Here is a 14,532-nt window from a genome sequence, read left to right on the forward strand (position 1 = left end):
ACTGTCGAGGAAAAGGACTTGTACCTATTGCCGTAAAGGAAAAGAGATTTAGATTATCGGGTCAGCTATGTATAAATCATCATTTTGTGTCATGGATAAAAGGACGAACAGGGTAACCGCCCTTTTATCCATGACAGGATGCATTTAATACTGTCCATTATGACAGAGGCTATTACTTAGCGCATTCAGCCATTACAATATTTCGATATACCCTTCTGTTCCATGCACACGAATTCGTTGCCCATCTTTTATCAGTTTGGTAGCATTCTCCACTCCGACAACTGCGGGTAAGCCATATTCACGTGCGATAACGGCTCCATGAGTCATCAGTCCACCAACTTCGGTGACTAGGCCTTTTATGGATACAAACAATGGTGTCCAGCTGGGGTCAGTAAAGGCGGTGACTAATATATCTCCATCTTCCAGATCAGCATCTTCCATGTTTAAGATGACACGTGCTCGTCCCTCTATAACTCCGGTAGAAACAGGCAGACCTACAAGCGCTTCGGCTGGGAGATTTTCTCGATTGTACTCACCCGCAATGATTTCACCATCAGACGTGATTACACGCGGGGGAGTTAGTTTTTCATATAATTTATAGTCGTCTTTTCGTTTACGGATGATCTGATAATCCAGTTTATTTGTGCGTACGACTTCGTGAAGTTCTTCAAAAGTGAGATCGTATATATCTTCTTTCTCGTGAATAACACCAGCTTGTACGAGTTGTTCGGCTTCTTTTAGTAAAGCCTGCTTATAAACGAAGTAGCGATTAACCATGCCGTATTTGGGATATTCACGATAACCGATGAAATTCCTGATCAGGTCGATCATTCGTTTTGTTTCTTTGGCTTTTTGTTCCCATCCGGTAATTGCTTCAATCGATCTAATAACTCTTGTTCTTTTTTCAAAGCCTCCTGTCGCCCCTGCTCAAATTTCCAATAGCCAGCATTAGGCTCAAAGTTTTTGATATTACTGAGAATCATGGGGACAAGTATAATTGGTTTTTCACTCCAACGAGTTCTCGAAATATCGATTTCACCGGCACATCGCATTCCGTATTTGTTGAGATAAGCATAGATAGCGTCTTGAGTTTCCTGTCCACCATCCAACTTAACCAGTTCATCCAAAAAATTATCATCTTTTACATGTTGTAAATAATCAATTACCTCTGGATAAGGACGAATCGTATCTGCGACATCCAATAGCGCCAGACCCATTTCCGAAGTAATGTTGTTTGGTACAGATTGAGAAAGCGTATCTGCTGCGTTTTTTTCACCTAACCACTCGTACATTTTTTCATTGATCCATGACGAAGCATTCATAGCAGTCATAAAAACCTTTGAACTTTGTGGGTCAAATAAGATCTTCTTTAATTCTTGGAGATCTTCCAGAATAAAATCAAATAAATCTGCTCCTGATTTCGTTTGGATGTTTTGTTTTAATTTTTCTATCGATGTTTGACTGTTCTTAATCAAATCAGAAACGATTGTCGGATCGTTTTCGATTTGTGCTTGAAAACCTGCAGACGACCTACCTTTACTGCTATTACCGGGACTCCGTTCTGTTCTATCATCTGGTAACGATTTTATAAAATCTCGCTCTATTAGGGTCATAAATGCGTCTTTTATGAGCGGATCAGATTGTCCCAGGGTATTTAAGAAAGTTTCTCTGCTGACAGGTGAAGCCAGCATATGTGTAACATCAACAAACAACCTTCCACCGGCTATACGCATGGGTGCAGGAGTTATTAACAGGTAAAAAGACAATCCCAATGGTTTTATCGGGTCAGTCATCATTTGTTGATGACCGACAGATACATAAACGTGATTTTCCTGATCATTTGCTTCAGGGATCGGGTATAAAGTCGTGATTGGACGACTCTGGACTATATAAAAAGTATCATTGGCCAAACACCATTCGATATCTTGTGGGCAACCAAAATGAGCCTCGATATGTCTTCCGATACGTGCCAGTTGCAAAATTTGTTGTTCAGTAAGGGTTTGAGTCTTTTGCTGATCAGGCTCGATCTGCTTTGTCTCTGTTCCGCCTTCTTTTCGTCCATAGATAGCCAATTTTTTGGTTCCTATCATCTTATCGACGATTGCCTCTTCCTGTACTTTATAACAATCGGCAGAGACCAAGCCAGAGACCAATGCTTCTCCAAGTCCAAAACTAGCATCGATCGATAGCAGCTTCCGGTTGGATGTAATCGGATCAGCGGTAAATAAAATTCCTGAAGCCTGCGGGAAAACCATCCTTTGAACAATAACGGATAAATAGACTTGACTGTGGTCAAATCCATTTTGCATACGATAGATAACCGCGCGATCCGTAAATAGGGAAGCCCAACATTTGCTGATATGCTGCAAGATTGCTTCTTTGCCGATGATATTTAAATAGGTGTCTTGTTGACCAGCAAAAGAGGCATGTGGCAAATCTTCAGCAGTCGCACTGGAACGCACTGCGTAAGCATGTTCTTCTCCAAACCGGGAGAGATAGTGAGTAACTGCTTCCACAACATCGGCAGGAACTTCTACTTCCATAATGATTTGTCGAATCTGCCTGCTGATTTCACCAATTTGAGCACGATCTTCTGCTTTTAGCCTTGTTAGTCGATCCAACAATGCATAATACGTTTCTTTTTGTTCGATGGCTTTTTGATACCCCACTGTTGTAACACAAAATCCTTCTGGTACATGTATTCCTTCAATTTTTGATAGTTCCCCTAAATTCAACCCTTTTCCGCCAACGAGCAAAAACTGCGTTTTTTCCATTTCCTGAAAACCGATAACCAAAGAACTCATTCAATATCTCTCCTAACTATTAAATTGAGAAAAAAACATTTGACAAGAGTTTAGCGGCATGGTAAAGTTAAAGTGTAAGATGTGATATTTATGAACACTTAAATTAATAAATCACAATCTAATTATATCATCGTGTCTGTTTTATATGCAATATAAAAGAACCTGATAAAACTATCCAGGTTCTTTTTTTGATTTTCCACTATCATTAGTCAAATCAAAAACCGTGGCTCGAGCTGAACTCAGTTACTGCATAGTTCCATATCGGTTCTATGCAGCCTAAAGAAATCCTGAAGTGGCGTCAGGTTCTTATTGAGCTAACCTACCCGTTAGTTCAGCGAACGAAGCACGTATAGTGAACCTCTTATATTTTTTCCGGGCTGCTCTTCTTTGCACTTGGAAAATGGGAAAACATATAAGTTTCTATAATACACTTCATCTCACATGTTAATAATTAGCCCGAGTCAACTAGCTTTGCAAAAGCCGGTACAGCAGCGCCTCCCCCTTATTCTCGAACGTTCGCTGGTTCTCCAGAAATTCAGGTACCTTCGACAGCCGAGAGGGTCTGTACCCGGGGCCGCCGCAGCCGCAGGAGTGGTAAGCGTATCCTTGTTGATATAGTAGCTCTACCTTTTTCCACTGCTTGATATCCGTTTGCTTGGGGGCTTGAAAATCATGACCCATGTCATGCATGGATGCCTGGCATTGCGGACAGACATGGACAATCCGTTCATATTCATCCTTCGGCATTTCAAACCTTGATGTCTGCTTATATACCTTCCTGCAGGTAAAGCATGCAAATATATCTTTATATGGGCCGTACATTGCATATCTGCACATATCGTTCCCCCTTATAATCTAGAATCGGTCTGGCATTTTTCACTTACATCATGGGAATATTTCAGTATTTTTTAAATTGTAAATAATTTCTCTTTTGATGCAGCAGTTTAGGAAGTTCCCCGGTGAGCGGTTGCGTAAAACAATATACCCGACTACTCTTTCATTCTATACGAATCAAGCCTTAAGAACTTTTACTCCCCAAACTATTTATAATGCTCCATCGCTCAAATAAATTAAATTGAATTTGGGTAAACAACCGGAACATTATACATCTCCATGTACAATTGATTTTTTATGAATTTAAATTGCGAGTCTGTCAAAAGATCGGGATAGCTCATGATACATAGAGTGTATTCAAGGAGGATTTCACCTATCATGTATACAAGGACGAAAATCCTATGATGATCCTCCAGTTTGACCCCGCCTGAGGGTATATAACAATACTCACGAGCAAAAACGGAATGACACAGCCAGCACGTTTCCGCCCATAAATTTTGCTGCAGTCTCGCATTTCTTACCCGCTCTTTCACCGACATATCCAATTTGTGGAACAGCCCCATGAATTCCTCACTTCTTTAATATTCATAGATGTTAATTTGAGCTAGCTGCCTTATTTCTTGATATAATCAGCGAACTTCCGAAGAAAATCGAGCGAATGGATATCCTCTCTGAGATGATGATGAACCAGATCATCCATTTTAGTTGTTTCCTTATTCAGCATGTATTCAAGCATAGCTTGGTGCTCATGCCAGATGCCTATCAGCTTCCCTGTTTCCAGCATATGCAGCTTGCGATATCTGATATAGTGGACATTCGACTGCTGAATGAGCTGCCAAAGAAACCCCCGCCCCACCAATTGGAACATGGTTTGGTGGAACTGATCATCCAAACTGAGAAATTGATCCGTAGCATGATCTTCTTCAATCACAGCTCTCTGTCTGTCCAGAATATCGCTCAGCTTCTGTACATCGCTTAATGCAATTTGCGAAGAAAGCTCCTTCATAATCTCCTTTTCCAATGCGCTTCTTAAGTAAATAATTTGTTCAACGGACTCCAGATCAATATAGGACACAATGTTCCCCTTCTTGGGATAAATATCAATGTAGGACTCAAGCGCAAGCCACTTCAATACATCGCGTAGCGGAGTTCTGGACAGCTGAAAGCGTTCTGACAAAGTCGTCTCGCTGAGAAGAGTACCCGGCTTTAAGGTTAGTGACAAAATATCTTTTTTCAACAGTTGCATGATTTCTTCTTTTGTAAACATATCATTCCTACCTTCACTTTATAAATCTAGTAGACTTATTATAAAGCATTTTGAGGTGACGGACTCCTCTGAGATTATCATTGACAAGAACAAACCCTATAATTTATGATCAACTAAATCTTGTATACAAGACAGATGAAATACAATCAGGGAGGTATCGTTATGAATATGACCTGGAGATGGTATGGGGAAGGCAACGACAATATTACACTGGATCATATCCGGCAAATTCCGGGAGTTATGGGCATTGTCTGGTCTTTACATGATAAGGTAGCCGGTGAAGTATGGGAAATGGAGCGAATTCAGGAGGTAGCTGATCAGATTACGAGCAAGGGCTTTAGTACGGCGGTCGTAGAAAGTGTAAATGTCCACGATGATATCAAAATCGGCCTACCATCCCGCGATCAATATATTGACATTTATATCGACACCATTCGAAAATTAGCCAAAGTGGGAGTTAAGGTGATTTGCTATAACTTTATGCCTGTCTTTGACTGGACCAGAACAGAGCTGTACAAGGAACTGCCTGACGGGTCCAACGCCCTCTTTTATGAAAAGGCTGCCATTACCGATGATCCCCGCCAAATGGTGGATCGGATTCTCAAGGGAGCTGGGAAGTTCACCATGCCTGGCTGGGAACCGGAACGGATGGCGAGACTGGATGAACTTTTTGCTGCTTATGCGGATGTCACAGAAGACAAGTTGTTTGACAACCTGAAGTATTTTCTTGAGCGCATCATCCCGGTCTGCGAGGAGGTTGACATCAAGATGGCCATTCATCCTGATGATCCGGCATGGCCCATCTTCGGATTGCCGAGAATTGTCCGTAGTCGTGAGACCATCCAGCGCATCCTAGATGCAGTGAACAGCCCATATAATGGTCTGACCTTCTGCACAGGTTCACTGGGGAGCAATCCTGAGAATGATTTGCCAACCATGATTCGAGAGTTTCATGATCGTATTCATTTTGCGCATATTCGTAATGTCAAGGTGTTTGAGAATGGCGACTTTATTGAAGTGTCACACCGCGGGAAGGACGGAAGCGTCGATGTACCGGAAGTAGTTAGAGCTTATCACGAGAACGGCTATCAGGGATATGTACGCCCGGATCACGGTAGACATCTATGGGGGGAAGAAAAGAATTGTCGACCTGGCTATGGTTTGTATGACCGTGCACTGGGGGTTATGTACTTGCTTGGTGTCTGGGATAGTCTCTCTCAAGGCAAAGGAGTGAAATAAATGCTCCAACTTGACCGGAAAGGCCTTTCAGACAAAGCGGCCTGGCGAGCAGCAGGCATTGAGCTGCCGAAATATGATCTGGAGCTTGTAGCCAATAACACCCGAGTTAGACCGCAATGGGTGCATTTCGGCGCAGGCAATATTTTTCGTGGGTTGATAGCCAATGCGCAGCAACAACTGCTGAATAAATTGAAAGCGGATACAGGTATTATTGCGGCCGAAGCCTTTGATTTTGAAATGATCGACAAAGCCTATAAGCCTTACGACAATCTAACCTTACTGGTGTTGATGAGTGCAGACGGAAGATTTCACAAGAGTGTGGTCGCAAGCATTGTTGAGGAACTCGCAGCAGAGCAAAATCGTCCAGACGACTACCTCCGTCTGATTGAAATATTTGAGAATCCGTCCCTGCAGATGGCCAGCTTTACTGTCACGGAAAAAGGATACGCCCTGACCGGGCCCGACGGCAAGTATCTGGCTGTTGTGCAGAGGGATTTGACGAATGGTCCTGAACAGCCGATGCATGTGATGAGCATGGCTACTTCGCTTGCCTATCGGCGTTATCTGAGGGGGCGGCATCCAATGACCTTTGTGAGCATGGATAATTGCTCCCATAACGGCGATCTGTTAAAGGATAGTATGATTGCCATCGCCAAGGAGTGGGCTCGCAGAGGCCTGGTAGAGGAAGGATTTGCAGACTATCTGCAGAATGAGGAGAAAATAACCTTCCCCTTGACCATGATTGACAAAATCACCCCCCGCCCTTCCTTGCAAGTACAGTCTGTTCTTCGGAAGCTGGGGTTAGCTGACATGGAGATGATCGTTACCTCTAGGCATACGTATACGGCTCCCTTTGTCAATGCTGAGGTTAGCGAGTATTTGGTCATTGAAGACAAGTTTACGAACGGGAGACCTGCACTGGAGGAAGCTGGCATCATCTTCACGAATCGGGATACGGTGGACAAAGTGGAGAAGATGAAAGTCACTACTTGTCTCAATCCGCTGCATACAGCGCTGGCCCTCGCTGGGTGTCTGCTTGGGTACGAGCTCATCGCAGATGAAATGAAGGATCAGACATTACGTCGTCTGGTGGAAACCATCGGCTACAAGGAAGGCTTACCTGTTGTAATTGATCCCGGAATTATCGAACCGAAACCATTTATTGACGAGGTATTGCAGGAACGCTTCGCCAATCCCTATATTCCGGATACGCCACAGCGGATTGCAACAGATACGTCTCAAAAGATGAGCATCCGTTTTGGGGAAACCATAAAGTCTTATGCTAGCACAGCAGGGCTTGATCCTACGAACTTGACTGCTATCCCCTTGACCATTGCGATCTGGTGTCGCTATTTGCTGGGAGTGGATGATCAAGGAGAACCCTTCACACTCAGTCCGGACCCGTTACTGGATACGTTGCAGGGATATTTGCAGAATACGAAGCTGGGCGATCAGACCTCCGAGGTTCGCTGCCTCCTCGAGGATGACAAACTGTTCGGTGTCCGATTATATGAAATTGGTCTGGGCGACAAGATTGAAGCTATGTTTTATGAAATGCTGGCAGGTCCCGGAGCAGTCCGAAGCACGATAGAAAAGTATGTGAATTAGAACTTACATTAATGCAATCCCCACTGCCAGAAACTTTAGTCAGGGGGATTGCATTAATGAGAACCAATTCTCTAAATAATCAAATCCCACATGACTAATCATCTGTTCTTCTCTCCTTTTTTGGGTTCGCAAAGTAATATCAAATCCCGGGTTGCTCCACCCGCGAATACGTTTTTCAACTCGCTAGAATGCACGTTTTAGAAACAAATAGTAGAATGAACATTCTAGTATCATGAAAAATGTAATATTACTTAGAAGGTCACAATCACTTTACCTTGGGAGTGGCCCGTTGACACTTTAATCAACGCTTTGTTAATGTCATCAAACGTATAAGTTGAATCTATAGAGGGCTTGATATTTTCTTTTTCAACAAGTTTAGTGATTTCTTGTAATTGACTTCCATTGGCTTGCACAAATAAAAAGCGATATTCATTTTGATTCTTACGTGCTAAAGAATCTAAGCGAGCACCCACTAGACCAAACAATGCTTTTTTCCACATCGGAAAATGATTGTCAACCGCAAAGCGATAATTAGGTCCGGCTTTCAATGATACCAATTTCCCTTGTGGTTTTAAAATACCCAGTTCAGCTTTGATCTCTTTGGTACCCAAGGTGTCGATCACATAATCGATATCGGACAGTATGTTAGCATAATTCTCTGCCTTATAATTTATGAATTGATCAGCCCCGATCGACAGTATACGTGATCTGCCTCTTTCACTTCCACTTGTAATAACAAATAATCCCAGTGATTTGGCAATGGGGATTGCCATAGCGCCAAATCCTCCGGTTCCTCCAGGAATGAATAGCTTTTTATTCGGCTGGACATGGAGTACATCGTGCAATGCTTGATAAGCAGTCAAGGCAGTAAGGGGTACAGCAGCAGCTTCAATAAAAGATAGATTTTCAGGCATGATGGATAAAGCATCTTCATTTACGGCCGCATACTCAGCAAAAGCACCGATTTTATTAAGCGGCAACCTCGTATAAACAGGGTCACCAACCTTAAAATTCAAAACATCATCACCAACAGCTTCAATAACCCCAGATAGTTCATTCCCTAAAGTTAATGGCAACTTATAGTCGGCAATCATCCGAACACTGCCATTCAGATTAAGAATGTCCAGTGGATTTACACCTGCAGCTTTTACTTTGACAAGTACCTCACGGCTATTGATCTGTGGTATGTTTACATCATTTAATTCCACATGGATTATTTTTGAATATCTCTGTACTTGTGCTGCTCTCATATTCATCCTCTTCCTTTGCTAATTTGGAGATAGCATAACCATGAACGCAATCGAGTTTTTAGGTTGACCCGCTCGCTATACCATTATTTACTAAATGCGTTTTTTTGAAAACATCAAACATCTTAGACTAAAAACGTGGCGTACAATTTTCAGTTGTACGCCCATGTTTCGGCCTTTATGTTATTGTAGACCCTCTTGCGATTCTAATTCTTCCATCGTAGGATAATCCGTGTAACCTTTACTCCCCAAACCAAAGAATGTTGACGGATCTGCTTCATTTAGTTGCGCACCTTTTTGAAGTCGTTCCACTAAATCTGGATTGGCTAATGACCATACACCAACAGGCACCAAATCAGCAAGGCCACTTTCTATATCCAAGCTAAGATCTTCCAGAGCCCGTCCAGCACGATTGACTAACAATGGATTCGTCCAGATTGAGCGAATGTCTTGGAGCAGCTTTTCATTTCCAAGATGCATAACATGAAGGTAAGCTAAATCCAATTGAGCTAATTCCGTTACAAGGTAGCGATAAAGTTCAGGGCCTTGTTCACCATCCTGAATCCCACCAAGAGGTGTCCCTGGCGAAATACGGAAGCCTGTTCTATCAGCTCCAATTTCTTCGACGATGGCTTTCGTTACTTCAATCGCGAAGCGAGCACGATTTTCTATAGATCCCCCATATTCGTCTGTCCGTATATTCGAGTTTTCTCCGATAAATTGATTAATCAGATAACCATTGGCTCCATGAATTTCAACGCCATCCGCGCCTGCTTTGATAGCCGCTGCTGCTGCTTTGCGGAAATCCGCAATGGTAGTTTGTATGTCCTTTTTACTTAACTCACGAGGAACGGGGATGTCCTGCATACCTTTAGCAGTAAACATTTCTACACCGGGCGCGATTGCAGATGGCGCAACAGGTTGGCGATGATGTGGTGTATTATCAGGGTGCGACATGCGACCAGCATGCATTAACTGGATATACATATATCCACCTGCTTCGTGCACTGCATCGGTCACCTTTTTCCATCCCTCAATATGTTTATCCGTATAAATCCCAGGTGTCCATAAGTACCCTTGGCCATCATCAGAAGGTTGTGTACCCTCCGTAATAATGAGTCCCATTGATGCACGCTGAGCATAATAAAGGGAAGTTAGCTCTCCCGGTGTACCATCTTCTTGCGATCTACTACGTGTCATTGGTGCCATGGCTAAACGATGAGGTAATTCCATTGTTCCAATGTTTGTTTTACTCCACAACTTTTTCATTCGGATACTCTCCTCTTTTAATGTATTCAAGGATATATGAATTCAATTTAAAATTCTGAAATGATTGGATAGATTGGGCCTCTCAGGTTGAAATCATAGTTCTGGTCTACAATACCTACCACTTCGTTGTTATCATAAAGATCCACCATGAAGCCCGCCATTTGTTTGGCAGTGTGGTACTTAGGCATGTTTGCTTTGTAATCAAATTCTTCAGTATCTAATGATTTCTTCACGAATTCCGTTTCCGTTATAGATGGTGCTAAAACCTTTGCTTTTAGTTTTGCACCTTTCATTTCTAGTTCTTTTGCAAGGCCTTCTGTGAAGGCACTAACGTAATATTTAGATGCAGAATAAGCAACACTCCCAACAGCAATGGCATATCCGAGTGCGGATGAGACGTTAATTAACTGAGTTCCTTCTACATCAGCATAATCTCGTACATATAGTGTAGAAAGGATCGTCAAGGTTTCAATGTTAACACGTAGCATAGTTTCAACTTTATCTAAATTCTGTTCTGCTACAAAAGAAGCTTCACCGAGCCCCGCATTGTTAATCCAGGTCTCAATTTGGTATTCCTTTAAATTGTTATATAGTGTGTAGGCCTGGTCTGTAACAGACAGGTCACTTGTACGAACAATAACATTTATAGTAGGATCCATATCCAGAATTGCTGATTTGAGTTCTTCTAATTTATCCAATCTTCTAGCTACCAAGATTAAGTTTTTGCCACGTGCAGCAAACGCCAATGCCGTTTCATATCCAATCCCTGAACTTGCTCCTGTAATAACTGTATACTTCATAATATTCTCTCCTTCATAACATGCAGATTAGTGTAAATGAGTTTTAAAGATGATTTTAGAACGATCATTCTTATTAGGGTGAAAAAAGTTAGATTTAACTTGCTATTAGCATATCAATTTTAGAACGAACAGTAAATAATTTTTTTATGACCAAAATTTTAATTTTGGAGCGGTATTCCTTGACTTGTATGAGGCATAAGATACAAGTTCTTTCTTTCATTAAAGGGACAAGAAAAAACTTGTATCACGGAAACAAACAGTCCTCCATTTAGGTGACTCCTTTTGCCTGTCATGCTGTAATTCCACTTTTAATCTAAAGCGGTCAGTGTCACATCAATAATATTCTTTAATTTTTGCTGATCCGTTGTTGTCTTAACCAACGTACGTAGCCCTAACCACGCATTCATTAAATAATGAGAAATAACTACAGGATCCAAGTCAGCCTTGAACTCACCCGATTGTTGACCCTTCAGAACAAGGTTAGTCAAGAGTTCCTCAGTTCGCGAATAACTCTCATCAACTAAGGATGCAACTTCAGGATCCAACACGCCGAGTTCCACGCCTGAATTCACGAGAAAACACCCTAGAGGTTCTCCTTCATTTCTTACTGTCGCCTCAAACAACTCCCGAATTAATTCTTTGATCGGTTTTTGTTTTTCAATCAGAAACCTCATTTTGCTGGTCTGCTTCGTTTCATATCGTTCGAGAGCCTTCATAAATAAGGCATGCTTATCCCCAAAGGTATCATAGATACTTCTTCGGTGAATGCCCATAAACTCAACCAAATCTTGCATTGAAGTTTTCTCATATCCTTGTGCCCAAAACAGGTGTATTGCTTTATCTAATACTTCATTAACTTCAAATTCTTTTGATCTTGCCATCGTCATCACCTCGAATAATCATTATACAATGTAGTGAAGGATCGGCAAACTAGATTTAAAAAAAGTGAATACATTACAGGTATGAGGTCTATCTATATATTTAACCCAGGATTCTTCGTTTGTCTGCTTGTAACCAATCAGGCGTCCATCCTTTTTCCAGGGCATCCAGGGTTACTCCTGGCGGAACGATAGCATCTATCGCATCCAGGATATCAGTGCTTAATCGGATGTCGCTGCCTTTTAACGTTTCACGAAGTTGCTCAATTGTTCTTGCCCCCACTATAGCAGAAGTAACTGACGAATGAGCTTGTGTAAATGCCATGGCAAGATGTGGCAAAGTTAATCCTGCTTCATTTGCAAGGGTTTGGAGCTTAGCAACGGCTTCGAACTTGATGCGATTTTCTTCTCGATTCGGATCTACAACAGTTGAAAGTTTCCCTAGAGAACTTGCTGCTCTTGAATCTGGGGCAACAGCTTCTCCCGAGCGGTATTTTCCCGTTAGTAGACCACCCGAAAGTGGGCTCCAAACCATTACGCCCATTCCGTATTTAGCGGTTGCAGCAAGCAAATCGAATTCGATGCTTCGATTCAATATGGAATACGGGGCTTGCTCGGATACAAAGCGTGCGGTATTTTTGCGTTCGCTAGTCCATTGTGCTTCGGTCACTTGCCATGCCTGAAAATTGGATGTACCAATATAGCGAATCTTCCCTTCACGAACCAGGTCCGTAAGTGCGTCAAGACTCTCTTCAATGTCAGTATGGAGATCTGGCTGATGTAGTTGATACAAATCGATATAGTCCGTTTGCAACCTTCTCAAGCTTCCCTCTACTGCACGCTTAATCCAATATTTCGAGTTACCGGATTGATTAAGCCCAGTGCCCATGGGCATTCCGCCTTTCGTGGCCAGAATAACATCCTGTCTGCGTCCTTTTAGGATGTGACCCAGAATTTCTTCGGATTGACCACTTGAATAGACATCCGCTGTATCGATCAGATTAATGCCTCCAGCCAAAGCCTCATCTAACATGACTGCAGCTTCTTTCTCCGTATTGTTGCCCCAAAAACCAAAAGTACCTGTACCTAATACAAAACTGCTTATTTTAAGGCCTGTATTTCCTAATACACGATATTCCATGTTCAATCCATCCCTTCTCCATCTGCTATAATTAGAATGGTCGTTCTAATATTCGTAGAAGAGTCCACGGCAAGATCTCACACCACTCCTCATAACTCTTGGCTTCTTATCCGTGTATTCCTCCTACGCCAACAATATAACATATTTAGAATGATCGGTAAAGAATGATTTTATGCCCGAAATTAAGATCCTTCCTGAAAATGAACTAAGAAGACTCCAAAGCCGCGGTCAAAACGGAGCTGAAGTCTTCTTTTCAATAGAAATGAACATTCAAAGCGGGATGTAAAATTACATTAGTTTACGCATCTAACGTATACAAGGGCAGGTTTTCCGGTAAAGCCGCCGGGCGCGGACATGTGCTCTGCATTGGATAGACGGTCTGCTGATCGGAGGAATCGTGGAACGCCCACATCGCCTCCAGCACATGATAAGCCAATTCACCACTGGCGCGGTGAGGCCGTCCGCTGCGGATAGCGTAGGCCATATCGGCAACACCGATGCCCCGTGTATTCTCCTGGTAGCCCGGCAGCAGCGGTACCTCTGTCCATTCTTGCTCGCCTAGCAGCCTGTAGCGAACTGGTCCTCCGAACGTGTTCGGGTCAGGCACCTGTAGCGTCCCCTGAGTGCCGTATACCTCGATCGGTGGCAGAGTGCTTCCACCAAAGATGTCAAAGCTGGTAATGAGCGTACCGACAGCCCCCTGCTTGAAACGCAGCAATCCGGCCACATGGGTCGGTATATCGACCGGGATGGTCTGGCCTCTCTTTTTCTCGCTCGTAATCGTTCGCTGATCCATCGCCTTGCTTGTCATGCCCGAAATGGAAGCAATCGGACCCAGCAATTGCACCAGAGCCGTCAAATAATAAGGGCCCATATCAAACATTGGACCGCCGCCGACTGCATAATAAAATTCAGGATCAGGATGCCAATGTTCATGTCCACGGATCATCATAAAAGCCGTAGCGGCTACCGGACTCCCAATGACTCCGTCTTCAATCAGCTTCAATGATGTCTGTATACCGGAACCGAAGAAGGTCTCTGGTGCGCAGCCGACAAGCAGTCCCTTTTGATGAGCAAGATCCAAGACAGCCTGCCCCTGCTCACGGGTGACGGCAAGTGGCTTCTCCACATAGACATGCTTGCCTGCCTCAAGAGCTCTGAGACATACGTCGGCGTGAACGCCCGGAATGGTCAAATTAATGATGAGTTCGATCTCCGGATCAGCCAAAATCTCATCTACCGAATATACATGCGGGACGTTGAACGCTACCGCCTGCTCCTCTGCCCGACCTTGGTCCAGATCCGCTACAGCGTACAGCTCCAGAATGTCGAAACGATGGCAATTTTCCATGTAAATTCCGCTAATTTTACCACACCCGATAATGCCTACTTTCATTTTGTTCATGCCTAGACTCCCTTCTTCTTCAGAAAAAATGGATAATGGC

Annotated in this window: 10 protein-coding genes and 1 pseudogene; 2 read left to right on the forward strand and 9 right to left on the reverse strand. The window is 43.1% G+C overall.

Annotated elements, in window-relative coordinates:
* Positions 1–192: 192 nt before the first annotated feature.
* The 3 genes and pseudogenes from ppsA to ACWGXJ_RS12835 form a co-directional block, all read right to left on the reverse strand.
* Positions 193–2,804: pseudogene (gene ppsA / locus ACWGXJ_RS12825) on the reverse strand (phosphoenolpyruvate synthase).
* 465 nt (positions 2,805–3,269) lie between these two features.
* On the reverse strand, positions 3,270–3,641 hold the full coding sequence (locus ACWGXJ_RS12830; protein WP_165176824.1) for a hypothetical protein: 372 nt from the start codon (positions 3,639–3,641) through the stop codon (positions 3,270–3,272).
* Positions 3,642–4,251: 610 nt separating this feature from the next.
* Positions 4,252–4,905: a GntR family transcriptional regulator gene (locus ACWGXJ_RS12835; RefSeq protein WP_165176826.1), complete on the reverse strand. Its 654-nt coding sequence runs from the start codon at positions 4,903–4,905 to the stop codon at positions 4,252–4,254.
* A gap of 162 nt (positions 4,906–5,067) precedes the next feature.
* Here ACWGXJ_RS12835 and uxuA point away from each other — a divergent pair, with 162 nt between their 5' ends.
* On the forward strand, positions 5,068–6,144 hold the full coding sequence (gene uxuA / locus ACWGXJ_RS12840; protein ID WP_452566897.1) for a mannonate dehydratase: 1,077 nt from the start codon (positions 5,068–5,070) through the stop codon (positions 6,142–6,144).
* On the forward strand, positions 6,145–7,752 hold the full coding sequence (locus ACWGXJ_RS12845; protein WP_452566898.1) for a mannitol dehydrogenase family protein: 1,608 nt from the start codon (positions 6,145–6,147) through the stop codon (positions 7,750–7,752).
* Positions 7,753–8,003: 251 nt separating this feature from the next.
* Here the strand turns inward: ACWGXJ_RS12845 and ACWGXJ_RS12850 are convergent, their stop codons facing one another.
* The 6 genes from ACWGXJ_RS12850 to ACWGXJ_RS12875 form a co-directional block, all read right to left on the reverse strand.
* A complete protein-coding gene (locus ACWGXJ_RS12850; RefSeq protein WP_250261282.1) occupies positions 8,004–9,002 on the reverse strand; it encodes an NADP-dependent oxidoreductase in 999 nt (332 codons plus the stop codon).
* Between the two features lie 180 nt (positions 9,003–9,182).
* Positions 9,183–10,268 carry an alkene reductase gene (locus tag ACWGXJ_RS12855; RefSeq protein ID WP_341161347.1) on the reverse strand — a complete coding sequence of 362 codons (1,086 nt, stop codon included), beginning with the start codon at positions 10,266–10,268 and terminating at the stop codon, positions 9,183–9,185.
* A gap of 47 nt (positions 10,269–10,315) precedes the next feature.
* The gene (locus ACWGXJ_RS12860) at positions 10,316–11,068 is read right to left on the reverse strand and encodes an SDR family NAD(P)-dependent oxidoreductase (protein WP_322160991.1); all 753 of its coding nucleotides are present in this window, start codon (positions 11,066–11,068) and stop codon (positions 10,316–10,318) included.
* Positions 11,069–11,376: 308 nt separating this feature from the next.
* Positions 11,377–11,949 carry a TetR/AcrR family transcriptional regulator gene (locus ACWGXJ_RS12865; protein ID WP_061828333.1) on the reverse strand — a complete coding sequence of 191 codons (573 nt, stop codon included), beginning with the start codon at positions 11,947–11,949 and terminating at the stop codon, positions 11,377–11,379.
* 100 nt (positions 11,950–12,049) lie between these two features.
* Positions 12,050–13,087 (reverse strand): aldo/keto reductase, encoded by a 1,038-nt coding sequence (locus tag ACWGXJ_RS12870; protein ID WP_452566899.1) that lies wholly within the window; start codon positions 13,085–13,087, stop codon positions 12,050–12,052.
* A 298-nt stretch (positions 13,088–13,385) separates the two neighbouring features.
* On the reverse strand, positions 13,386–14,492 hold the full coding sequence (locus ACWGXJ_RS12875; RefSeq protein WP_452566900.1) for a Gfo/Idh/MocA family protein: 1,107 nt from the start codon (positions 14,490–14,492) through the stop codon (positions 13,386–13,388).
* Between the last annotated feature and the right edge of the window lie 40 nt (positions 14,493–14,532).

The sequence above is a fragment of the Paenibacillus sp. S33 genome (assembly GCF_053615415.1).